The sequence below is a fragment of the Acidimicrobiales bacterium genome, from assembly GCA_036491125.1.
GTDB lineage: Bacteria > Actinomycetota > Acidimicrobiia > Acidimicrobiales > AC-9 > AC-9.
Genome location: DASXCO010000159.1, coordinates 24,810 through 47,473, shown reverse-complemented (window position 1 = coordinate 47,473; position 22,664 = coordinate 24,810). Strand labels below are relative to the sequence as shown.

19 protein-coding genes are annotated in these 22,664 nt (G+C 71.1%); 2 read left to right on the top strand and 17 right to left on the bottom strand.

Annotated features, from left to right (window positions below; all coding sequences use genetic code 11):
• The coding region (locus VGF64_12515) for a hypothetical protein (protein ID HEY1635575.1) at positions 1-2,797 on the top strand (2,797 nt) is incomplete at its 5' end.
• On the opposite strand, the gene VGF64_12510 is transcribed toward VGF64_12515, so the two are convergent.
• The 14 genes from VGF64_12510 to rpsO form a co-directional block, all read right to left on the bottom strand.
• Positions 2,739-3,275, bottom strand: coding sequence for a GtrA family protein (locus tag VGF64_12510; GenBank protein HEY1635574.1), 537 nt, complete (start codon positions 3,273-3,275; stop codon positions 2,739-2,741). The genes VGF64_12515 and VGF64_12510 overlap by 59 nt on opposite strands.
• Positions 3,275-3,913 (bottom strand): TetR/AcrR family transcriptional regulator, encoded by a 639-nt coding sequence (locus tag VGF64_12505; protein ID HEY1635573.1) that lies wholly within the window; start codon positions 3,911-3,913, stop codon positions 3,275-3,277. Before VGF64_12505 ends, VGF64_12510 begins: the two co-directional genes overlap by 1 nt.
• Positions 3,910-5,520, bottom strand: a complete 1,611-nt coding sequence (locus VGF64_12500; GenBank protein ID HEY1635572.1) for an MFS transporter — start codon at positions 5,518-5,520, stop codon at positions 3,910-3,912. Before VGF64_12500 ends, VGF64_12505 begins: the two co-directional genes overlap by 4 nt.
• A gap of 118 nt (positions 5,521-5,638) precedes the next feature.
• Positions 5,639-6,907, bottom strand: a complete 1,269-nt coding sequence (locus VGF64_12495) for a hypothetical protein (GenBank protein HEY1635571.1) — start codon at positions 6,905-6,907, stop codon at positions 5,639-5,641.
• The gene (locus VGF64_12490) at positions 6,904-9,420 is read right to left on the bottom strand and encodes a DNA translocase FtsK 4TM domain-containing protein (protein ID HEY1635570.1); all 2,517 of its coding nucleotides are present in this window, start codon (positions 9,418-9,420) and stop codon (positions 6,904-6,906) included. Before VGF64_12490 ends, VGF64_12495 begins: the two co-directional genes overlap by 4 nt.
• An 85-nt stretch (positions 9,421-9,505) precedes the next feature.
• The gene (locus VGF64_12485) at positions 9,506-11,179 is read right to left on the bottom strand and encodes a ribonuclease J (GenBank protein HEY1635569.1); all 1,674 of its coding nucleotides are present in this window, start codon (positions 11,177-11,179) and stop codon (positions 9,506-9,508) included.
• Complete coding sequence (gene dapA / locus VGF64_12480; GenBank protein ID HEY1635568.1) at positions 11,163-12,092, bottom strand: 4-hydroxy-tetrahydrodipicolinate synthase; 930 nt, start codon at positions 12,090-12,092, stop codon at positions 11,163-11,165. The genes VGF64_12485 and dapA overlap by 17 nt, the downstream gene beginning before the upstream one ends.
• A gap of 66 nt (positions 12,093-12,158) precedes the next feature.
• Positions 12,159-13,277: a ferritin-like domain-containing protein gene (locus tag VGF64_12475; protein ID HEY1635567.1), complete on the bottom strand. Its 1,119-nt coding sequence runs from the start codon at positions 13,275-13,277 to the stop codon at positions 12,159-12,161.
• Positions 13,278-13,293: 16 nt separating this feature from the next.
• Positions 13,294-13,938, bottom strand: a complete 645-nt coding sequence (locus VGF64_12470) for a TetR/AcrR family transcriptional regulator (protein ID HEY1635566.1) — start codon at positions 13,936-13,938, stop codon at positions 13,294-13,296.
• Between the two features lie 48 nt (positions 13,939-13,986).
• Positions 13,987-14,598: a TetR/AcrR family transcriptional regulator gene (locus VGF64_12465; protein ID HEY1635565.1), complete on the bottom strand. Its 612-nt coding sequence runs from the start codon at positions 14,596-14,598 to the stop codon at positions 13,987-13,989.
• A gap of 81 nt (positions 14,599-14,679) precedes the next feature.
• Positions 14,680-15,492, bottom strand: coding sequence for a 4-hydroxy-tetrahydrodipicolinate reductase (gene dapB / locus VGF64_12460; GenBank protein HEY1635564.1), 813 nt, complete (start codon positions 15,490-15,492; stop codon positions 14,680-14,682).
• Positions 15,493-15,501: 9 nt separating this feature from the next.
• Positions 15,502-16,821 carry a pitrilysin family protein gene (locus VGF64_12455; protein HEY1635563.1) on the bottom strand — a complete coding sequence of 440 codons (1,320 nt, stop codon included), beginning with the start codon at positions 16,819-16,821 and terminating at the stop codon, positions 15,502-15,504.
• The gene (locus tag VGF64_12450) at positions 16,754-19,297 is read right to left on the bottom strand and encodes a polyribonucleotide nucleotidyltransferase (GenBank protein ID HEY1635562.1); all 2,544 of its coding nucleotides are present in this window, start codon (positions 19,295-19,297) and stop codon (positions 16,754-16,756) included. The genes VGF64_12455 and VGF64_12450 overlap by 68 nt, the downstream gene beginning before the upstream one ends.
• A gap of 205 nt (positions 19,298-19,502) precedes the next feature.
• Positions 19,503-19,760, bottom strand: coding sequence for a 30S ribosomal protein S15 (rpsO, locus tag VGF64_12445; GenBank protein ID HEY1635561.1), 258 nt, complete (start codon positions 19,758-19,760; stop codon positions 19,503-19,505).
• Positions 19,761-19,866: 106 nt separating this feature from the next.
• Between rpsO and arfB the strand changes: the two genes are divergently transcribed.
• The gene (gene arfB / locus VGF64_12440; GenBank protein ID HEY1635560.1) at positions 19,867-20,295 is read left to right on the top strand and encodes an alternative ribosome rescue aminoacyl-tRNA hydrolase ArfB; all 429 of its coding nucleotides are present in this window, start codon (positions 19,867-19,869) and stop codon (positions 20,293-20,295) included.
• On the opposite strand, the gene VGF64_12435 is transcribed toward arfB, so the two are convergent.
• The 3 genes from VGF64_12435 to VGF64_12425 form a co-directional block, all read right to left on the bottom strand.
• Entirely contained in the window at positions 20,258-21,259 is a 1,002-nt protein-coding gene (locus tag VGF64_12435) for a bifunctional riboflavin kinase/FAD synthetase (GenBank protein ID HEY1635559.1), read from the bottom strand. The two genes, arfB and VGF64_12435, sit on opposite strands and share 38 nt — an antisense overlap.
• Positions 21,260-21,270: 11 nt before the next feature.
• Positions 21,271-22,134, bottom strand: coding sequence for a tRNA pseudouridine(55) synthase TruB (gene truB / locus VGF64_12430; GenBank protein HEY1635558.1), 864 nt, complete (start codon positions 22,132-22,134; stop codon positions 21,271-21,273).
• A gap of 94 nt (positions 22,135-22,228) precedes the next feature.
• Complete coding sequence (locus VGF64_12425; protein ID HEY1635557.1) at positions 22,229-22,624, bottom strand: ribosome-binding factor A; 396 nt, start codon at positions 22,622-22,624, stop codon at positions 22,229-22,231.
• Positions 22,625-22,664 lie beyond the last annotated feature (40 nt).

The following is a 22,664-nucleotide window of genomic DNA, read 5'->3' as shown; positions in this document are numbered from 1 at the left end:
CCCATACGCAGTCCGGCACGCGCTCGCCAGCGCCGCCCGGCCGGCGCCACTGGCCGTCGCCGTGCTGGTCCTCGTGCCGGTGCTGACCTTCTCGGTGCCGTCCCTCGCCGGGCATCCGCTGGTCAGCGCCGACAACCTCATCCAGAACTTTCCCCTGCGGGTGCTCGTCGCCCGCAACCTCGACCACGGGCACCTCCCTCTGTGGAACCCCTACATTTGGAGCGGCACCGCGCTCCTGGGCGGTCTGAACGCCGGCGCCCTGTATCCGGGGACGCTCCTGTTCACGGTGCTGCCCGCGGAGGCGGCATGGGTCGTCAACGAGATCCTCGTGTACGTCGTCGGCGCCGTCGGCCTGTACGTGTTCCTGCGCCGATCCCGCCTCTCGGTCGGGGCCTCCTTCCTCGGCAGCCTGTCGTTCTCGGTCGGGGGCTTCATGAGCGCCCAGCTGAGCCACATAGACCTGGTGCAGGGAGCCAGCCTGGTGCCCTGGATGCTGGTGGCCGTCCACCGGATGGCCCATCCGCCCGGGGCGGCGAAGTCGCCAGCAATGGCCACGGCCGGCGGCGGGGTTGGGGGCCCCGCCGCTTCGGCGGAGGGCGGGGATGGGGCCCCGCCCGGGGCGGCGAAGCCGCCAGCAATATGGCCGATGGTGCTGCTGGGGGGGTGCATCAGTCTGCTGGTCCTCACGGGGTCGCCCGAGGCCCTCATAGACGACTCCATCCTCGTAGCCATCTACGGAGGTTGGCTGGTCTGGCGTCACCGAGCGGGCCGGATCCTCGTCCAGATGGCGATCGCCGCCGCCGCGGCCCTCGTCCTCACCACCATCCAGTGGCTCCCCGGCCTGGTGTTCGCGTCCAACTCGCAGCGAGCGGGCACCTCGTACGCCTTCTTCATCAGCGGGTCGTTCCCGCCCAAGCTCACCGCCCTGACCGCCATGCCGTACCTACTGGGCGGCTACGGACGCTTCGGGGTGCCGCTCTACCGCGGCCCGTACAACTTGGCCGAGGTCAGCTCCTACATCGGGATCCTCCCCGTCTGCGCCGCCTTCGCCATGCTCACACGGCCGTGGCGGTCGCGCCGGGCCTCCGAGGGGCTGGGCGTCTGGTACCTGCTCATCGCCGTCGGCCTGGTCCTGTCCTTCGGTGGCTACACGCCCCTCGGCCACCTCCTCGTCCACATCCCCATCTACGGCCAGCAGCGGCTGCAGAACCGCAACATGGTGACGGTGGACGTCGGCCTGGCGGTCCTGTTCGCCTACTGGATCGACGGGGTGCGCCAGCGGATCACCATCGGCCCTGGCCCGGCGCGACCGAGTCGGACCGAGCGGGCCTGGACGCTGCTGCCGGTGGCCTGTCTCGCCGCCCTCGTCGGCGCCCTCGTCGCCAGCCCCGTGGTCCTCTCCCAGGAGCTCGGCTCACCGGTCCCGCTGGGGTCGTTCCACCGATTGGAGGCCTATCTGGCCGCTGGCCTGGTGCTGGCGGTGGTCGGAGGGCTCGTGGCCGCCGGGTGGGACCGGATTCCACGTCGGCACCTGCTGCGGGCCCTGATGGCCGTCGTGGTGGTCGACCTGACCATCTACCAGGCCAACCAGTACTGGCTCGCGCCCACTTCCCCAAGCGCCCTCACCGACACGACCACCATGGCCTCGGCCGTCGCCGCCCAGACCGGGTCCTCCGGGCGCTTCGCCATCTACGACCCCGACAGGAGCGACCCTGGCGCCCTCGACGACCTCGGCCAGCCCGATCTCAACATCTTGCGAAGTCTCAGCAGCGCGCAGGGCTACGGGTCCGTGGTCAGGGGCGACTACGACCAGGCCACCGGCACCCACCAGCAGTCCGACCTGTCGGTGACGGCGTTGTCCGGGTCCACGTTCGACGACCTCAACCTGACCACGCTGGTCACCAGGCCGAGCTACCTGGCCCAGCCGGCCCCGCCCGGGCCGGCGGCTGCGCCCGCGGGCGCCGTGCCCGAGACGCTGCCCCCCCGAGGCCAGCAGGCCTGGTACGTCGGTTCGCCCCTCCGCCTGACCAGCGTGAGCGTGCAGCTGCGCCCCGATCCGAGCTGTCCCCCACCGCCCGGCGGGCTGGGGCTCGGGTTGCTGACACCCACCGGCGCCACCACGCCGGCGTCCAGCCCCCTGAGCGTCGATCCGAGTCGGCCCGGCTCCGCCAGGGTCGCCCTCGACGGGACGACCACCGCGGTGGGAATCGTCGTCGCCAACGGCGGCGCCTGCCCCCTTACCGTCGACTCGGCCACGGTCGGCACCCAACAGGCGGGTCCTCTCCTGCTGGCCGGTCCCCTGCAGGGGGCCATCACGCCGCCCAAGTGGCAGTTCGTGGAGACCCTGGGCAGCTTCGTCGTGTTCCGCAACACGGCGGCCAGAGGGCGCTTCTGGGTGGCCCCGGCCGACGGCGGACCGGCGCCGGCGGCGACCCTGCGGGTCACCGATGACCCGCTGACCGGCAATCAGACCGTCGTGGTCGGTACCTCCCGACCGTCCCTCGTCGTCCGCAGCGTCGCCGCCGCGCCCGGGTGGTCGGCCACGGTCCGAACGGGACCCAACGGCGTGTCCCACGAGGTCGCGGTGCCGACGAACGGGGCCCTGTTGCAGGCCGTTCCCGTGCCTGCCGGGAGCTCGACCGTCACCTGGAGCTACCGACCGGCGAGCGTGACCGTCGGCGTGTTCACCTCGTTGGCCGGGCTGGCCGCCCTCGGCACCCTGGGGCTGGCCTGGTACCTCAGAGGTCCCGTTCGCCGGGCGCGGGCACGGCGTCGCCGCCCCCATGGGGCCGGGTGAACAGGACGTTGAAGAACAGAAACTTCACGATCCAGAGGGCGGCGTACGTCCCCGCATAGGCCATGGCCACCAGCGTCACCTGGAGGGTCTTGTCGGTCGTGAACGACTTCACGTGGCTGGAGGCGACGTCCACCGACCACATGGCCGCCACCAGGCCCAGCAGGGACGCGGCCAGATAGGGGATGATCTCCTTCACCAGATGCGAGCGGCCCCGGCGGCCCCATGCCCAGTTCCGGTTGAGGAAGTACGCCGGAATCATGCCCACCAGGCTGGCGGCGACGCTCGACTGACGGGGGCTGAGGCCGCCGAGGACGCCGTAGACGACGACGAAGGTAACCAGGCTCACCAGGCTGGCCACCACCGAGCCCAGGGCGTAGCGCACGACCCGGGTCACGAGCGGGCTGCGCCACCAGACGAGGGCCCGCTCCCCCTGCGTCCCCCTGGTCGGGGCCACCGCGGTGTCGAGCCCCACGTCCATTACTGCACCCTATTCGAATCCCGAGTCGGCCGATCCTGGGCGGCTATGCCGTCGAGGAGCTGATCGACGATCCGGTGGACCAGCCCCTCGTCGACGGTCTCTCCGGTGAGGAGGAGCCGGTGGAAGACGATCGCCACGGGAGCGTCCAACGCCACGTCGATGTGGAGGTCGGGGCGCAGCTCGCCCCTGTCGATACCCCGCCGGATGATCTCGTTGGCGACGTCACGACGGGGCGCGATGAGGTCCCTCCGAACGGCGGCAGCCAGCGCTGGACTGCGGCTCATGGCCTCGAGCAGCGGGGCGACCAGACGGCCATCGGGTCCACCCATGGCCCGAACGAGCTGCGTGAGGAACTCGGTGAGGTCACCTCGAACGGTTCCGGTGTCCGGGACCGAGATCCGCTCTGACGCCACCGTGTCGATCGCCTCGATCACCAGGGGCACCTTGGACGGCCAGCGCCGATAGACCGTGGCCTTGCCGACGCCCGCCCGGGCCGCGACACCCTCGACACTCATGCGGCTGAAACCCTCCTCGGCCAGCAGCGTCAGCACGGCGTCGAGGATGGCCCGGTGGGCCTCGGCGCTGCGGGGCCGACCAGGGCCGCGCTTGAGCACTGACGCCCCCACCAGCGGGCTCATCGGCGGGCCCCGACGGGGGCGGGCACGGGCTCCCGCTCGTCCCCCGCCGCGGCCGACGCTACCGGCTGCGCCTCGTGGTCGGCCGGCTCGGCGGCGTCGGGGTCACCCTCGGCCCGAGCGGGCAGGAAGACCAGCACCACCAGGGCCCCGGCCAGGGCCACACCCGCAGCCAGCGGCATCGCCAGCTCCATCCCGTGGACGAAGCCGTGGCGGGCGACCGCAGCCAGCGCCGCGCCCAGGGCGCCCGGAGCTCGGTGCGCCACCTCGAGGGCGCCACCCACGGAGCTCTTGATCGCCGAGGCCGCCACGGGGGGGACGGCGTGACCGGCCAGCGTGCCGCCGACGACCGACCGGTAGCCGGACGCCAAGACGCTGCCGATGACGGCGACGCCCATGGCCCCACCGACCTGCATGACGGCGCTGTTCATGGCCGAGCCCACTCCGGCCTGGGCCCTCGGAAGAGAGCCCATGATCGCCTCGGTGGCCGGGGCCATGGTGAGACCCATGCCCAGGCCCATGATGATGAACGGGCCCAGTACGGCGGACAGGTACGTCGACCCGTCCGAGACGGTGGCCAGCCAGGCCAGTCCTGCGGACACCATCACGAGGCCGGCACCCGCCACCGCCTTGGTCCCGAGCCGGCGCACCAGAACAGTGGACAGCGGCCCCCCGAGGAGCAGCGTGCCCGCCACGGGGATGAACCTGATACCCGCATCCAGCGCCGAGTAGCCCAGCACGAACTGCAGGTGCTGAGTCTCCACGAACAGCATGCCGAACAGGGCGAAGACCACGAGCGCCACGGCCGCACACGAGGCGCTGAACCTGCGGTTGCGAAAGAACCCCAGGTTCACCATGGGGTGATCGGTGTGGAGCTCCCAGACCAGGAAGGCAGCGAGGATGGCGATCCCGCCGGCCATGCCGGCCAGGACCCGTGTCGATCCCCACCCGGTGGTGGGCGCCTCGATGATTCCCCACAGCAGCACGCAGAGCCCGGCGATGGAGAGTGCGAAGCCCACCGGGTCGAGGCGGGGGACACCGGGATCGGCGGAGTTGGGCACCAGGAACGCGCACGCCAGCATGCCCGCCGTCACGATCGGAACGTTGACCAGGAACACCGAGCCCCACCAGAAGTGCTGGAGCAGGAGCCCGCCGGCGATCGGCCCGATCGCCACCCCGACGCCGACCACCCCGGCCCAGATGCCGATCGCCTTCTCCCGCTGCCGGGCCTCGACGAAGACGTTGGTCAGGATGGACAACGTGGCCGGCATGACCAACGCTCCGCCCACGCCCATCAGCGCCCTGGTGCCGATCAGGACCTCGGGCGAGCCGGCGAAGGCCGAGAGGACCGACCCCACGTTGAACACGGCCAAACCGACGAGCAGGGCCCACTTCCGCCCGAAGCGGTCCCCCAGGCTGCCGGCGACCAGCAGGAGGCCGGCGAAGACGATCGTGTACGAGTCGACGATCCACTGCAGCTGGCTCGACGAGGCGTGCAGGTCGCGCACCAGGGTGGGCAGGGCCACGCTGAGGATGGTGTTGTCGAGCCCGATCATCAGCAGGCTCACGCACAACACCCCGAGAATCCACCACGGTCTCCGCACTCGCACGGTACCTCCAGCTATATCGAAACGAGTCGAGTCCGTTTCATAATAGCGGGCACGGCGTTACCGGGCCAACGGGGACCTTTGTGCAGCTCGTAGCGGCGCGACGCTGATCCGCTGGCCGTCAGACGTGGCGGAGGCGCCACTGCAGCGAGGGCCCCGGCAGCGACGAGGTCGCCTTCACCGGCACCTGGTGGGCCTGACCCGCGGCCCGCACGGTCAGGGTGCCGACGATGGTGCCGGCCGGGAAGGAGGAACCCACCTGCCGGGGCTGGAACTGCGTCTGCACCTGCATCCCGGGCCACCCGAGGAAGCTGACGGGAGCGCCGGTCGAGGCCGGGACGGAGCCGCCCACCCAGGCAGCGGACACCGTGGCCGCCGGCTGTCCCGCCGGCACCGCGGTGACCGAGGCCAGCGACGCGCCCGCCGCGTCGAGCAGGGCCCTGCCCGAGTCCAGCGCCGGCTGCGGGGCGGCCGGACCGGGTTGGCCGAGCACGACGCCGAGGACGGTCACGTGCTGGCCGGCCACGACCCGGTCGGCGGCGAACACCCAGCACGAGCCGGCGGCCATCGTGTTGCCGGTCTTGACCCCCATGACCCCGTCTTTGCCCACCAGCCGGTTGAAGTTGAACACCCTGCCGGCGACGGGGAGCGTCACCTCGGGTTGGCGCACGATCGCCGCGAACGTCGGGACGGCCATGGCCGCCTGGACCAGCGTCAGCTGGTCGCTGGCGGTGCTGACCGTGGCCGCGTTCAGCCCGTTGAGGTCGACGTAGTGGGTCGCCTGCATCCCGAAGGCGGCGGCGGCGGCGTTCATCTTGGCCAGGAGGGCGGCCTCGCTCCCTGCATCCCAGTTGGCCAGGACCGAGCTGATGTTGTCCGCCGAGCCGACCAGCAGGGCGTCCAGCATCTGGCGCTCGGTGATCATCTCGCCGGGAGTCACCTTCACCGCCGACTCCTTCCCGGCCACGGCGGCGTTGTACTGGTCGACGTCGACCGGCGTGATGGCCACCGGTGGTCCCGGGTCCGCCGGGCCCATGGGGTGGTCGCGCAGGATGACGAGGGCGCTCATCATCTTGGTGACGCTGGCGATCGGCACGGGAGCGTTCCCCCCGGACGAGCCGAGCGCGCCCTGTCCCGCCAGACCCACGACGGCCTCGCCCCTGGCCGGCCAGGGAAGCGCCGGTGGAGCTCCCGGCACCCGGATGCTCACGGGCAGGGCCGAGCGGACGCCGGGCGACGGCACACCTCGCGTCAGCTGGAACCCGACGAATGCTCCGGCCGCCAGCACGACCACCACGAGCGACCACACCAGTACCCGGTGCCACCGCTTCCGTTGCCGTACCGGGCCCAGCGGCTTGAGCAACGCCGGCCGGCTCGGTGCACGATTCATGCCCGCTGATCAAGCTCCTCGGGGGTCATCAGCACGGCACGGGCCTTGGAACCCTCCGACGGGCCTACGATGCCGCGCCGCTCCAGCAGGTCCATCAACCTACCAGCCCGGGCGAAGCCCACTCGCAACTTCCGCTGGAGCATCGAGGTCGAGCCCAGCTGCGACCGGACCACCAGCTCCATGGCCTGGGCGACCAGCTCCTCGTCGTCACCCTCGTCGCCGAAGCTGCGGTCGTCCCCCGACGGGGCGTCGCCCTCGACGCCCTCGACGTACCGGGGCTGGCTCTGGCGGCGCCAGTGGGCGACGACGGCGCGGACCTCGGTCTCGCCGACCCAGGGACCCTGGAGACGACGGGGGTTGCTCGAGGACGCCGTGAGCAGGAGGAGATCGCCCTTGCCGATCAGCCGCTCCGCCCCCGCCTGATCGAGGATGACGCGGCTGTCCGCGAGCGACGAGACCGAGAAGGCCAGCCGGGACGGGATGTTGGCCTTGATCACACCGGTGATCACGTCGACCGACGGTCGCTGGGTGGCGATGACGAGATGGATGCCCACGGCGCGGGCCATCTGGGCGATCCGGCAGATCGACTCCTCGACGTCGCGTGCCGCCACCATCATGAGGTCGTTGAGCTCGTCGACGACGACGAGCACGTAGGGCAGGGGATTCACGGGCCGCTCCTCCCCGTCGTCGGGGTTCGGCTCGGCCACGAGCTCGCCGGCGTCGATAGCCCGGTTGTAGCCGGCGATGTCGCGCATTCCCGCCTCGGCCAAGAGGTCGTAACGGCGCTCCATCTCGTGCACCGCCCAGGTGAGGGCGTTGGCGGCCCGCTTTGGGTTCACCACGACCTGGGTGAGGAGGTGCGGCAGGCCGTTGTAGTGGCCGAGCTCGACCCGCTTCGGGTCCACCAGGATGAGCCGCACCTGGTCGGGGGTGGAACGCATCAGGATCGAGGTGACGACCGAGTTGATGCACGAGGACTTGCCGGCGCCCGTGGCGCCGGCGATGAGCACGTGCGGCATCTCGGCCAGGTTGACCATCACCGGCCGCCCGGCGATGTCGCGGCCCAGGGCCACCTCGAGGGGGTGGACGGCCCGGCGGGCCTCGTCGGAGCTCAGGATATCGGCCAGCGCCACCAGCTGGCGCTGGCGGTTGGGCACTTCCACCCCGATCGCCGAGCGCCCGGGAATGGGCGCCAGGATCCGAACGTCCGGAGAGGCCATGGCGTAGGCGATGTCCTTCGACAGGCTCGTCACTCTGGCCACCTTGACTCCGGCGCCCAGCTCGAGCTCGTAGCGGGTCACCGTCGGACCCACGGTCATTCCCACCAGCCTGGTGGCCACCCCGTGGGCGGCGAGGGCGTCCTCGAGCATCCTGCCCGCGGTCTCGACCTGGCGGCGGTCGACCTTCTGGGCCTGGCTGGCGCTCAGCAGCCGCCCTGGCGGCAGCGACCACGATCCAACCGTGGGACCGAGCTCCATCTTGAGCTGCTCGACCGGCCCGCCCCGATCGCGGCCCGCAGTGAACGGCGTCACGCCGGCGGCCGCAGCCACCGACGCCGCTGCCAAGCGGCGGTCCTCGGACGACTCGCCATCCTCGGGCGACGATGTGGTGCTGGGCGCGCCGCCGTCGACCGGCGGCTCCGCGGCCTCGTCGGCCTCGTCGACCTCGTCGACCTCGTCGCTCTCGGCACCGTTCGACTCCGCCGCACCGCGAGGCCGCGGACCGGCGCTCGCACCGCGCGAGTGGGCGCCCCGACTAGCACCCCGACCGTCGGCCGCAGCGGCGGTCGCCGCCTCCACCGCCCGGCGCCCGAGTTGGCCCAGGGCGGCCACACCGCCGGCGAGGGCGGTCGCTGCCTCGCGCACGGTGGTACCGGTCACCGTCAACAGCCCGAGCGCGAGGGTGGTGAACAGCACGATGGATGCACCCCAGGTGGCCAGGGCGAGATGAAGGGGATAGCCGACCGCGGCCCCCAAGTAGCCACCCGCGTCCCGGAGAGTGGCGAGCCTGTCCGCCAGCCGGGGAGCACCGGCGGCGAGGTCGGCCAACCCGCTGACGGACACCAGCACCAGGGTCGCTCCCACGATGCTGCGAACCGGCTCCGGCTCGACGTCCTCGCGTCCGCGCACGAGCACCCAGCCGACCAGCGCCAGCCCCGGTGGCACCAGAGCGACCGCCCACCCGAGGATGGAGCGCCCGGCGTGGTCGAAGAGCCGCCCGCCCGGTCCGAGGAGGTCGGCGTACACGGCGAGACCGGCGAGCACGCCCGCGACCAGCAGGACCAGGCCCCACACGTCGGCGGGCTGGCGTACCAGACGGCCGACCAGGTCAGCGGCGCCGGCGACCGTTCGCGCACCGAGTGACGGTCCCTGGCGCGTGCGCGGCCGCGGGCGAGATCTCGACCCGCCGCTGAAGAGGCGGCCCATCGACGCCCCCAACCCCCGGCGGGTGCGCCGGGATCGGGTGGTTCGGCGCCTGGTCGGCCCGCTGGGGCGGCGTTTCGTGGTGTTCACAATGACCACAACGGTAACACCAGCCCCACCAGCCACCGTGGCCCCAGAAGCCCCAGCAGCCCCAGCAGAAGTCAGGACCCCGTCGCTACGCCTCCATCACCACGGGGACGATCATTGGCCGCCTCCGAGTGCGCTCGCCGACGATCCTGCCCATGGCCGCGCGCGCGTGCCGCCGCAGCGTGTCGTGATCGGTAGCCCCTTCCTCGATAGCCTCCTCCAGGCTGGCCTGGACGGCGGCCCGGGCATCGTCCAGCAGGCCCTCGGCCTCGGGGGCGTGCACCCATCCCCGGGTGATGATCTCGGGACCGGTGAGGAGCTTGCCTGCCTGCCCGTCCATCATGACCACGACCACGATCAGCCCCTCGGCGGACAGTGCCCGGCGGTCGCGCAGGACACCGTGGCCGACGTCGCCCACGATCCCGTCGACGTACAGATAGCCGGCCGGCACCTGGCCCGTCCTGGCGATGACGCCGTCGTCCAGGGTCACGACGTCTCCGTCCTCGCACAACAGCACCTTCGACTGGTTCACACCCATGCCCTCGGCCAGCCGGGCGTGGTGGGTGAGGTGGCGGAACTCCCCATGGACAGGGATGAACGCCTCCGGCTTGGCGACCGCGAGCATGGTCTGCAGCTCGCCCTGCTTGCCGTGCCCGCTGGCGTGGATCTGGGCCTGATCGGAATGCACCACCTCGGCCCCGAGCCGGTACAGGCCGTCGATCACCTTGGCCACCGCCCACTCGTTGCCCGGTATGGCGTTGGCGCTGATGATGACCAGGTCGCCCTCGCCTACCCGCAACCACTTGTTCTCGCTCGCCGCCATGAGCGACAGCGCCGACATCGGCTCTCCCTGCGAGCCGGTGGAGACGACGCAGACCTCGGCGGGGTCGAACTCGTCCAGGCGCTCGATGTCGATCAGGGCCTGGTCGGGCAGGCGGAGCACGCCGAGCTCGCGCGCCAGGGCGACGTTCTTGGCCATCGACCGCCCCAGCGTGGCCACGTACCGCCCGCTTCGAATGGCTGCGTCGCACACCTGCTGGACGCGGTGCACGTGGCTGGCGAAGCAGGCCGTGATGATTCGCTTGTCCCTGTGCTCCTCGAACAGGCCCCGCAGGGCCACGCCGACGGACGACTCGCTCGCCGTGTAACCGGGCTCCTCGGCGTTGGTGGAATCGGACAGCAGCAGGCGGATGCCGTGCTCCGACGCGATGGCGCCGATCCGCGACAGGTCGGTGCGGCGGCCGTCGACCGGAGTCAGGTCGAGCTTGAAGTCCCCCGAGTGCAGCAGGACTCCCTGCGGGGTGTGGAAGGCAGTGGCGAAGCCGTGAGGGACCGAATGGGTCACGGGGATGAACTCGACATCGAAGGGGCCGATGCGGCGCCGTTCGCCGTCGGCGACCGGGATCAGCTCGACCCGGGCGAGCATCCCTGCCTCCTCGATGCGATTGCGGGCCAGGCCGAGGGTGAGGGACGAGCCGTAGACCGGCAGCGACGAGAGGTCCTGCAGCAGATAGGCCAGCCCGCCCGTGTGGTCCTCGTGGCCGTGGGTGAGGATGCACGCCTCGACGCGATCGGCGTTCTCGCGCAGGTAGGTGAAGTCGGGCAGCACCAGGTCGACGCCGGGCATCTCGAGATTGGGGAACATCAGCCCGCAGTCGAGCAGCAGGATGCGGCCTTCCAGCTCGATGCAGGCGCAGTTGCGACCGATCTCCCCCAGCCCGCCCAGGAAGACGATCCGGACGGGATCAGCCAACGGGCTCACGAGCCGCACGGCCGGCCCGCGGCTGGGCGCGCAGGCCAGCGAGCACGTCGGCTGCCCGCTCGTCGAGCGACGCGGACGCCGGTCCCATGGGAAGGCGACACTGACCCACGGGCAACCCCAGGCGGCGCATGATGGCCTTTGCCGGCAGAGGGTTCGGGGCATCCTCCGTGCTGCAGAACGCGTAGGACGTCAGCAGGTCGGTGTTGAGGGCTCGAGCCCGTTCGAGGTCGCCCGCACCAACGGCGGAGATCATCTCGGCGATCTCCGGGCCCGCCCAGTGGCTGCACACGCTGACCACGCCCGACGCGCCCAGGGCGAGCAGGGCGAGGTTGAGCGGATCCTCCCCGCTGTAGAAGTCGAAGTCGGGAGGCGCCTCGGCCAGGAGCCTGGCTGACCCGGCGACATCGCCCACCGAGTCCTTCACCCCCACCACGTTCGACACCTCGCGAGCTAACCCGAGCAGCGTGTCGTGGGCCACCTTGCGACCGGTGCGGACCGGGATGTCGTACACGAGCACCGGGAGCGAGGTGGCACTGGCGACGGCCCGGAAGTGGGCCGCCAGCCCGGCCTGTGAGGGCCGGTTGTAGTAAGGCGTCACCGCCAGGATGCCGGCCGCCCCCGCCACCTCGGCCAGCTTCGTCAGCTCGACGGAGTGCCGGGTGTCGTTGGTGCCCGCGCCGGCGACGACCGGTACCGTCACCGCCTCGGCGACGACGCGCCACAGCTCCGCCTTCTCGTCGTCGGAGAGCACCGAGCCCTCGCCGGTCGTGCCGGCCACCACGAGTGCGTCGCTGCCATGGTCGACCAACCAGCGGGCAAGCGCCGCGGCTGCGTCCAGGTCCAGCGCGAAGCGGTCGTCGAACGGTGTCACCATGGCCGTCATCATGGCGCCGAAACGGCCTGAACGGGCCATCTGCACACCTCCTCCCGCGAGCCTCCCCTCCGCACCCTACCCCACCGGTGGAGCCACGCCACGGAGTTAGGCGGAGCGCTTGTCCCCCTGGGCCAAGGCGAACGCCTCGTACTCCTCACCAGTGTCCGCCCAGCTCTCGAAGGCGATGACGCCGAGGTCGGTGAAACGCTCGCGCAGCCACCCGTCGGCCGCGTCGAGCAGACCAAGCTTCTTGCAGTTGGGGACGATCTTGGCGAACAGCATGGACTGGAAGGCCGTCCGGTCGGGCGCCTGCATGACGAGGGGGACGATCTCCTTGACCGGCACACCCATGCGGTCCCACACCTCCTGCTGCAGGAAGCGGTCGCGCATGCGCACCGCAGCTTCGAAGGCGAACTCCTGCCGCTCGCGGATCTCCGCCGTGCTCAGCTGCTCGTAGTACTCCTGCAGGCTCAGGACACCGAACGCCACGTGACGGGCCTCGTCGGCCATCACGTACTTGAGCAGCTGCTTGAGGAGGGGCTCGGTGGTGAAGCTGTGGATGAAGCCGAACGCCGCCAGCGCCAACCCCTCGACCATGATCTGCATGCCGAGGTAGGTCATGTCCCAGCGGCTGTCGGCGATGATGTCGTCGAGCAGCATCCGCAGGTGGGCGTTGATCGGGTAGTGGCCCGACAGCTTCGTGTCGAGGTACTTGGAGAAGACCTCGACGTGGCGAGCCTCGTCCATGACCTGGGTGGACGCGTAGTACTTGGCGTCGATCCAGGGCACCGACTCCACGATCTTGGCCGTGCACACGAGGGCCCCCTGCTCGCCGTGCAGGAACTGCGACAGCGTCCAGTTCTGGCTCTCGATGCCGAGCTGCACCCACTCCGCGTCCGTCCAGCTGGCGAACGGTGTGCCGGAGACGTCCATGCCCTGGCCGAAGCCGCCTGTCGCGGCGGCGTTGGCGACGACCACGGACTCCTGGTCCACCTCGGTGTCCCACGGCAGGTCGGTCTCGCCGTTCCACATCGAGCCCTTGGCCTTCTCGTAGAGACGGGACAGCTTGGGACGGGCACCCTTCTCGTAGTCCCAGGTGAAGATGGCCTCGGCGTTGTCGGTCACGGCGTGGACCGCTTCGTCGACGTCGGTGTTGGTGACCGACAGGATCGCCTCGATGTCGTCGACGTCGCTGCGGCCGATGAGCTCCTCGTTCGTGGCCATGTAGGTTCCTCCTGGGTCAGCTGACGGGTCGGGCCCGCACCTGGGCGTCGACCGACGCCCGGATGCCGGGTAGCACGAAACTACGGACGAGCCGCCGTACCGAGGCGGGGTCGGCGATGTCGACCCCTGCGCTCGGGGAGGCGGCGTAGGAGATCACGATCCGGGTCATCCACTCGACCACCCGGTTGGCCTCCTCGAGACTGAGCCACCGGGCCAGATAGGGCGAGGCGAACGACGCCGCCCTGGCCAGGACCCGCTCAGCCCGGGCGAAGGAGATCTGGGGCAGGATCACCTCGGGCTCGTGGGTGACGAGGAACCGCAGCGCCGGATGGCGGGTGACTTGGGCGCCGGCCTCGCTCATACCGGCGACAAGTAGGTCCTCGAGGTCGCGCGCCGCTGTCAGACGGTCGTCCAAGGCACCGAAGAGCCGCCCGAGCTCGACCGCGACCACGGTCTCGAGCACGGCGTCCTTGCCCCCCGGGAAGAGCCGATAGACGGTTGCCCGGCTCCATCCCGCCTCGCGGGCCACGTCGTCGAGCGTCGTCTTGGCCACACCCCAGCGGGCGATGCAGCGCAGGGTGGCGTCGACCACCCGCAGCTCCTGGGTGCTCGGTTCGGGCGTGCCGTCAGTCACCGCCTCTGCCGTCGCTTCCGGGAGCATGCCGGTCACCGTCACTAATGAGACATTCTCGCATACTTCGTCTCATCGTCAAGATGGTCTCATTGTGTCATCCGTCACGCCCACCCCCGGTGCCGGCAGGGGGTGGAGGGCAGCGAGCACCTCGGTGCGGACCAGCTCCCTGACCTGGGCCCGATCCGAAAGGTCCCACTGCCCGGGTGACCCGGTGAACGACAGCAGCATGCGGGCCACGAAGTCGGCCGCCTCCTCCGGGTCGAGCCCGGCCGCCCGGGACTGCTCCGCCATGTGCGGCATCAGGAAGGCCCGGATGTAGGCGAGGATCCGGGTGCTCTCCACCGTCAGCTGGGGCAGGAGGCGGTCGGGCTCGGTCTGAAGGATCTTCTGCAGGACCTCGTGCTCCTCGACGGCCCGGTGGGCGAAGAACAGCGCCTCCTCGAGCAGCTCGTCAAGGCCCTCGGTCTCGCCGACGGCGGTCGCCAACCGGTCGAAGAACCGGGCCGCCTCCCACGCGATCACCTCGGCCACCAGCTGGTCCCGCCCGCCGGGGAAGTAGCGGTAGATCGTGGCCCGCGCCATGCCCGAGGCCCGGGCCGCGTCCTCAACGGTCGTCTTGGCCAGCCCGTACCGGGCGACGCAGGTGTAGGTCGCCTCCAGGATCCGCAGACGGGCATCGCCGGCCACGACCCACCCTACCGGGGGGCGTCTGGCGGCGATGGCGACCGGCCCCGATAGTCCTCCCGCGGTGCACGAGGGGTCCGGGGTTCAGGACTCTCCGAGGCCGAGCAGTGAATCGAGCCCGAGGGTCAGGCCGGGCCGGTCAGCCACCGACTTGACGGCCAGCATCACGCCCGGCATGAACGACGTGCGGTCGTAGGAGTCATGACGGATCGTGAGCGTCTGGCCCGCGGCCCCCAGGATGACCTCGTGGTGGGCGACGAGCCCGCGCAGCCGGACCGAGTGCACGCGCACCCCGCCGGGACCGACCGCGCCCCGGGCACCCTTCACCACCTCGGTCCTGGTCGGGTCCTCGCCCCAGCCGCCAGCGCCCGACGCCCGGCGCGACCTGGACATCCCCTCGGCGATGCGCAGCGACGTGCCGGACGGCGCGTCCAGCTTGGCGTCGTGGTGGAGCTCGACGATCTCGGCAGTGTCGACGTACGGAGAGGCCAGCTCGGCGAAGCGCGTCATCAGGGCAGCGCCGATGGCGAAGTTGGCCGACAGGACGCAGTTGGAAGAGCCCGAGAACAGACGTTCCAGCTCGGCCATGTCGTCTCCGGTGAACCCCGTCGTCCCGACGACCGCGTGCACCCCGTTGGCGGCGCACCACCGGAGGTTCTCGCGGGCCACACCCACCTCGGTGAAGTCAACCGCCACCTGCGTCTCGGCCCTGAGGAGCGCCTCGGCGTCGCCCTCCACCTGGACGTCTGAGCCCTTGACCCCCGTCACCTGGTAGATGTCGATGCCGGCCAGACGGGGGTCGACGGCCGCGACCAGCTCGAGGTCGGGATCGTCGGCGACCGCCTGGCACACCGTAGAGCCCATGCGCCCCCCAGCTCCGAGAACGCCGACTCGCATACCTGCACCCTAACGAACGGCGGCCGCCAGGTCCGCCTCCTGGTAGGGGCCGAGCACCACCACCGTGCGTGGCCCACCGAGCACCCGGCGAGCAGCGGCGCCGACGTGCTCGACGGTGACGGCGTCGATCCGGGCCAACAGCTCGTCCACCGTCAGGACCTCGTGATGGAGGAGGAGGCTGCGTCCGATCCGGCTCATGCGGGCGGCGGAGTCCTCGAGGGCCAGGAGGGTCTCGGCCCGAAGATGGCCGCGGGCCACGTCCAGCTCGTGGGCGGTGATCCCGTCCTTCGTCAGCCGATCCAGCTCCATCGTGACCAGCTCGAGCACGTCGCGGACCCGGCTCGGCGTGGTTCCCACGTACACGGCGAGCGACCCCGTGTCCTCGTAGGCGACGCGATCGGAGTACACGGAGTAGGCGAGGCCGCGCCGCTCCCGGATCTCCTGGAACAACCGGCTCGACGCGCCGCCGCCGAGGGCATGATCGAGGATGGCCAGCGGCCAGCGATCCGGGTCGTGGCGGTCGGGAGCCCGTACCCCGACAACCAGGTGCGCCTGCTCGGTCGACCGGGGAACGACGACCGACGGCTCGTACCGCCCGTCCGGCGGCGTCCGTCGCGGCGGTGCACCGCCGGCCAGGCCGGCGAAGCGGGCCTCGATGCCGGCAGCCGCCCGGTCGTGATCGACCGCCCCGGCGGCGGCGACAACCATGTTGGCCGGCCGGTAGTGCTCCTCGAAGAACTGCCGCACCTGACCGGTCGCCATGGCCTCGATGCTGTCCTGGGTCCCCAGCACCTCCCGGCCCAGCGGGTGGTCCGGGAAGAGGGCGGCGGCGAAGCGGTCGTAGACGAGGTCAGCCGGCTCGTCGCCGTGCATCAGGATCTCCTCGAGGATCACCTGGCGCTCAGCCTCGAGCTCGTCCGGTCGCAGGGCCGGCGACCACATGATGTCGCACAGCACGTCGAGGCCGAGATCGAGGTGCTCGGCCAACAGGCGCACGTAGAACGCCGTGTACTCCTTGGTGGTGAAGGCGTTCATGTCGCCTCCGACGGCGTCCACCGCCTCGGCGATGGCGCGCGCCGTCCGTGTCGGCGTGCCCTTGAAGAGCAGATGCTCCAGGAAATGGGAGGCGCCGATCTCGCCGGCGCGCTCGTCGCGCGACCCCGTGCCCACCCAGAAGCCGGTGGTCACCGAGCGGACGTCGGGCATGGCCTCGGTGACGAGGCGCAGCCCGCAGGCGAGCTGGCTGGTGCGGATCAACCGGTCAGCGCCGACCGCCGCGGCGCCGCCGAGGGCCGCCCCCGCCCCCGCCACCACCACCGGCGCTGCCACCACCGCGACCGCCCTCGGAGCGGCGGGAGCCGCCACCTGAAGCAGTGGCCTCCGGCCCGAGCTGGCCCATCTCGGACTCGAGCTCGCGCTCGAAGGCGTCCTCATCGAAGGAGGCGAAGCTGCCGCGGCTCTCGGCCGTCGCCACCCCGCTCGCCGGGCTGTCGGTCGTCGGGCCCCGGTCGCCGGGGCGCCCCCGGCCACCCGAGGTGTCGTCCCGCCGCCGACGCCCTTCGGGGGCGTCGCCGGAGCCCGCATGGTCACGGGCGTCGACGTTCCCCCCCGAACGCGGGGAGTCACCGCCTCCGGCACCATTGCCCGCCAGCGACAGCGAGATCTTCCCCTGTGGGTCGATGTCGTCGACCCGTACGTCGAGGGACTGTCCGAGCTCGACGACGTCCTCGACCCGCTCGACGCGTCGACCCTGGCCCAGCTTGGAGATGTGGACCAATCCGTCGCGCCCAGGGAGGATGTTGACGAAGGCGCCGAACTTGGTGATGTTGACGACCTTCCCGGGGTAGACGGCACCGAGCTCGGCCTTCGGTGGCTCGAGGATGAGCCCCAGGCGCTTGCGGGCGTCCTCCACCGCCCCGCCGTCCTTTGCCCCGATGGTGACCGTCCCGACCATGCCGTCGTCGTCCACGTTGATGTCGGCGCCGGTCTCCTGCTGGATGGCGTTGATGACCTTGCCCTTGGGCCCGATGACCTCGCCGATCTTGTCGAGGGGGATCTCGATGCTCACGATCTTGGGAGCGTGCTCGTTCACGCTCGCCCGGGGCCGGGAGATGGCGTCCGCCATCACCTCGAGGATCGTGAGCCGGGCCTCGTGGGCCTGCTGCAGGGCCTCGGCCAGCACGTCGGCCGGCAACCCATCGATCTTCGTGTCCAGCTGGAGGGCGGTCACGGCATCGGCCGAGCCCGCCACCTTGAAGTCCATGTCGCCGAACGCGTCCTCGGCTCCCAGGATGTCGGTCAGGGTCGTGTAGCGGCCCTCGGCGTGCACCAGGCCCATGGCGATCCCGGCCACGGGTGCCTTGATGGGCACGCCGGCGTCCATGAGCGAGAGCGTCGAGCCGCAGACCGAGGCCATCGAGGTCGACCCGTTCGAGCTCAGCACCTCGGACACCAACCGCAGCGTGTAGGGGAACTCCTCGGCGGAGGGAACCACCGGCAGAAGGGCCCGCTCCGCCAGGAGCCCGTGGCCGATCTCCCGGCGCTTGGGACCCCGCATGAAGCCCGTCTCGCCCGTCGAGAAGGGCGGGAAGTTGTAGTGGTGCATGTAGCGCTTCGACTCGTCGATCCCGATGGTGTCGAGCAGCTGGTTCATCCGGGGCATGCCCAGGGTCGTCACGTTGAGGACCTGGGTCTCACCCCGCTGGAACAGCCCCGAGCCGTGGGCGGTCGGTAGCACGCCGACCTCGGCGCTGAGAGGCCGGATGTCGCCGGGCCCCCGCCCGTCGATGCGCACGCCTTCCTCCACGATGCGCCGGCGGACCAGCTGCTTGGTCAGCGCCCGGACCGCCGCCTTCACCTCCCGCTCACGCCCGCTGAGCTCCTCGTCGAGCGAGGCGGCGATCGAGGCTCCCGCCTCGTCGAGGGCGGCATTGCGCTCGGCCTTGGCGACGATGGAGGTCGCCCGGGTGAGGCTCTCGGTTCCCACGTCGAGGACCCGCGTCCAGACGTCGTCGCCGTAGTCGAGCTGGGACTCGTAGGCGATCGTCGGCTTCGTCCCCGCCTCCGCCACCAGCCGGCGCTGGAGCTCGATCGACTCCCGGATCCAGGTCTTGGCCGACTCCAGGCCGGCGGCGATGACCTCCTCTGTGACCTTCGGAGCGCCGTCCGCGTAGTAGGTCCAGGCCTTCTCGGTCCCCCCGGCCTCGACCATCATGATGGCGACGTCGCTGTCGGGCTCGTCCCCGAGGGCCCGACCGGCCACGACCAGCTCGAAGGTCGAGCGGTCGCCCTCCTGGTAGGTGGCGTGGGGTACCCAGTCCCCGTCCTGGGACCAGGCGATGCGGACGGCCCCGATGGGCCCGTCGAACGGGATGCCCGACACCATCAACGCCGCCGAGGCGGCGTTGATGGCCAGCACGTCGTGGGGATTCTCCAGGTCGGCGCCGAGGATCGTGCCGACCACGTGGACCTCGTTCCGGAAGCCGGCTGGGAACGACGGCCGCAGGGGGCGGTCGATGAGCCGGCCGGTGAGGATGGCCTGGTCGGTTGCCCGACCCTCGCGCCGGAAGAACGACCCGGGGATCTTGCCGGCCGCGTACATGCGTTCTTCGATGTCGACGGTCAGCGGAAAGAAATCGATTCCCTCGCGCACCGTCTTGGCCGCAGTGGCCGTGACCAGCACGACCGTGTCGCCGAGCCGTGCGACGACGGCTCCGTCGGCCTGACCGGCCAGCTTGCCGGTCTCGAGGGAAAGACGTCGGTCGGTCCCGCTGATGGGAGCCGACACTGAGATGGCGTCCGCCATGACACTCCTTGTCTGTCAGGCGGCCGCCGGGCCAGTTCCCAGTGGTCGGGCACCTGACCTTCTCTCCCTGCCGGGTGGCCGGCCACTGGCAGCTGACAGCCGGCGCCGCCTGCTGCGTACTATCGAGCGGGTCCTTCCCGCCTCAGCTTTATTGGTATGTGCGTCGGACGGCCCTAGGGGCGCCCGGTGTTGTCGTCTGCGACGCTCAGCGACGTAGCCCGAGCCGGGCGATGATGCCCCGGTACCGTTCGACGTCATTGGCCATCACGTAATCGAGCAGCCGACGGCGGCGGCCGATGAGCTTCATCAGCCCTCGCCTGGTGTGGTGGTCACCTTTGTGCACCTTCAGGTGCTCGGTGAGGTGGTTGATGCGCTCGGTGAGGAGCGCGATCTGCACCTCGGGTGACCCGGTGTCGGTGTCGTGGAGTCGGTGCTCGGTGATCGTGGCCGACTTGTCGGGCATGCTTCGAAGTTCCTCGGATATCGCAAAGAGTCGCCAGGGCGCGAATGCCCCGGCAGGACCGACTGTAGCAGGGCTCCGCCCCTCAGGCGGGTTAGCCTCGAGACCGGTGCCAGCACCGGTGGAGGAGGGCTACCTCCGGGTCACGCGCTCGTGCTCGATCCCGATCGGCGAGCTCGAGTGGCGCTTCAGCGGTGCCGGCGGCCCCGGCGGCCAACACGCCAACACCGCCAACACCAGGGTGGAGGTCCGATTCGACGTCGCCTCCTCGCCATCGTTGGGCCCGCGACAGCGGGCCCGGCTGATCGATCGGCTCGGCCCCGTCGTGCGTGTGGTGGCCTCTGACGAGCGCTCGCAGGCCCGCAACCGCCAGCTGGCCCTGGAGCGCCTGGCCGCCCGGCTGGCGGTCGCCCTTCGGGTCGAGCGTCGCCGCGTCGCCACGGCCCCGAGCTCGGCATCCAAGCGACGACGGCTCGATCACAAGCGCCGCCGGGGCGAGCTCAAGCGCCAGCGCCGCCCTCCGCCCCCAGAGAGCTGAGGGTCCAGCCGTCGAGCGCGGCGCGGGTGGCCTCCACGTCCCTGGCCATCTGGGCGGCCAGCGCCTCGGGCGAGTCGAAACGCTCCTCGCCCCGCAGGCGGGTCACGAAGCGCACCTTGACCCGCTCGCCGTACAGGTCCCCCGAGAACTCCAGCAGGTACGCCTCGAGGAGCGACGAGTCGGCGTGGTCGTAGAACGTGGGGCGGCGGCCGAGGGAGATGGCTGCGGCGTGGGTGGAGCCGTCCGGACGCTCGTAGTAGCCGGCATAGATCCCCTCGGCCGGTAGCAGGATCTCGGGGGGGACGGCGATGTTGGCGGTGGGGAACCCCAGCTCGGCGCCGCCCCGGCCGTCACCAGGTTGCACAACGCCCCGAACCTCGTGAGGCCGGCCCAGAAGCCGGGCCGCCTCGGTCACCCGACCCTCGCTCAGCAGGGTGCGGATACGGGTCGACGACACCGCCTCGTCCGTGGCCGATGAACGATCGCCGGTCTCGTCGACCAGGCCGAGACCGACCACCTCGAAGCCCCGCTCCTGTCCCATGCGGGAGAGGAGGGCCACGTTGCCCCGCCGTCCGTAGCCGAAGTGGAAATCCTGGCCGACGACGACGACCCGCGCCCGCAGGCAACCGACCAGCACCTCCTCGACGAAGTCCTCGGCCGACTCGCGTGAGCGGTCCTCGTCGAAGGTGATGACGACCACGTGATCGACACCGGTGTCGGCCAGCAGCTCGATCTTCTGGTCCAGGTCGGTGAGCAGGAGCGGAGCTGACTCGGGACGCACGACCGTCGCTGGGTGGCGGTCGAACGTCACCACCGCGGTGCACAGGCCCAGACGCTGCGCCCGCTCCCGCACCTCGGCGATCACCCGACGGTGTCCCAGATGAACACCGTCGTAGGCGCCGATCGTGGTGGCGCTGCCCTGCTCGGGGCGCGGACACTGCCGTAGGTCGTCGATGACCTCCATCGACCCCGAGGCTACTGGCTCGTAACCAGCACGACGGCGGGCTTCAAGCGGGCGTCGTCGCCCTCCTCGTAGACGGCCAGCAGCCGCCGGTCGTCGACCACCGCCCAAGGCCCCTCCCCCACGGCGCCCACGTCGGTCCTCTCCATCTTTGCCCCGTGTCCGACGGCCTTGGCCACCCCGTCATCGACCCGCAGTCGGGCATAGTCCCTCATGGCCTCGAGGGGGCTGAGGACCGAGGCGACCACCGAATCGGGTGAGAGCTCGTCCAGACGTCGGGCCTCGCCCAGGGTGAAGGAGCCGATGGCGAGCCGCCGCAATCGTCGGAGGTGGGCGCCGCCACCGAGGAGTGACCCGAGGTCGGCGGCCAGCTTCCGCACATACGTGCCCGAGGAGCAGTCAACCTCGATGGCGAACACGCCTGGCTCGTCGGTGGGCTCGACATCGAAGCGGGAGACCGTGACCGGTCGGGCGCTCCGTTCGACCTCCACGCCCTCCCGGGCCAGCTGGTACAGGCGCCTCCCGCCCACCTTGCGGGCCGACACCATGGGAGGCGTTTGCATGATCTCGCCTGTCAGGGTGCGCGCCGCTTCGCGGGCCTGATCGACGGTCGCCCCCCGCATGTCGAACCGCTCGACGACGTCTCCCTGATCGTCGAGGGTGCTGGTGGTCGCGCCGAGCACGACTTCGCCCGCGTAGGACTTCGACAGGGCCCCCAGGAAGCGCATCAGGCGGGTGACCCTTCCCAGTCCCACCAACAGGACGCCGGTGGCCGCGGGATCGAGGGTCCCGGCGTGGCCGACCCGACGCTGGCCGAGGAGCCGCCGGCAGCGGGCGACGACGTCGTGGGAGGTCCAACCCTCGTCCTTGTCGACCACGAGCAGGCCGTCAGCCGGCCCGGGAGGCCGGCTCGGGGTATCAGCCGGCCCGGGAGGCCGGCTCGGGGTATGAGCCGGCCCCGAAGCGCGTCGATCAGTCTCCCGCATCGGCTCCCGCGCCCGGCCCGTAGAGGCGGCGGAGGATCTCCTCCACCCGCTCTCCGTCGACCACCCCGGGGTCGGGGCTGAAGGTCAGCTGGGGCGTGCGCTTGAGGCGGACCTGGCGGCCGATAGCAGCCTGGAGCCGGACCCGCTGCTGCTCCAGACCCTCGCGGGCCGGCTCGCCGAGCGAGCTCAGGAAGACCGTGGCATGACGGAGGTCGGGCTCGCTCTCCACTGCGGTGACCGTGACGAGCAACAACCGCTCGTCGTGGTCGGAGAGCCGCTCGATCTCGCTAGCCACCACCTCGCGCAGGACCTCGTTGACCCTCGCCGTCCGGGGAAATCGTGGACGGTTCCGCTTGCTGCGCCGACGATCGACCACCGTCACCACCCCCTTGTCCGTCTTTCTCCCGCGGCTGCGCAGCCCC

What these genes read in the sequence shown, in the direction of transcription:
- VGF64_12510 (HEY1635574.1), bottom strand. Translation starts at nt 3,275, where the DNA reads ATGGACGTGGGGCTCGACACCGCGGTGGCCCCGACCAGGGGGACGCAG.
- VGF64_12505 (HEY1635573.1), bottom strand. Translation starts at nt 3,913, where the DNA reads ATGAGCCCGCTGGTGGGGGCGTCAGTGCTCAAGCGCGGCCCTGGTCGG.
- VGF64_12495 (HEY1635571.1), bottom strand. Translation starts at nt 6,907, where the DNA reads ATGAATCGTGCACCGAGCCGGCCGGCGTTGCTCAAGCCGCTGGGCCCG.
- dapA (HEY1635568.1), bottom strand. Translation starts at nt 12,092, where the DNA reads ATGGCCCGTTCAGGCCGTTTCGGCGCCATGATGACGGCCATGGTGACA.
- VGF64_12475 (HEY1635567.1), bottom strand. Translation starts at nt 13,277, where the DNA reads ATGGCCACGAACGAGGAGCTCATCGGCCGCAGCGACGTCGACGACATC.
- VGF64_12470 (HEY1635566.1), bottom strand. Translation starts at nt 13,938, where the DNA reads ATGCTCCCGGAAGCGACGGCAGAGGCGGTGACTGACGGCACGCCCGAA.
- dapB (HEY1635564.1), bottom strand. Translation starts at nt 15,492, where the DNA reads ATGCGAGTCGGCGTTCTCGGAGCTGGGGGGCGCATGGGCTCTACGGTG.
- VGF64_12450 (HEY1635562.1), bottom strand. Translation starts at nt 19,297, where the DNA reads ATGGCGGACGCCATCTCAGTGTCGGCTCCCATCAGCGGGACCGACCGA.
- rpsO (HEY1635561.1), bottom strand. Translation starts at nt 19,760, where the DNA reads ATGCCCGACAAGTCGGCCACGATCACCGAGCACCGACTCCACGACACC.
- VGF64_12435 (HEY1635559.1), bottom strand. Translation starts at nt 21,259, where the DNA reads ATGGAGGTCATCGACGACCTACGGCAGTGTCCGCGCCCCGAGCAGGGC.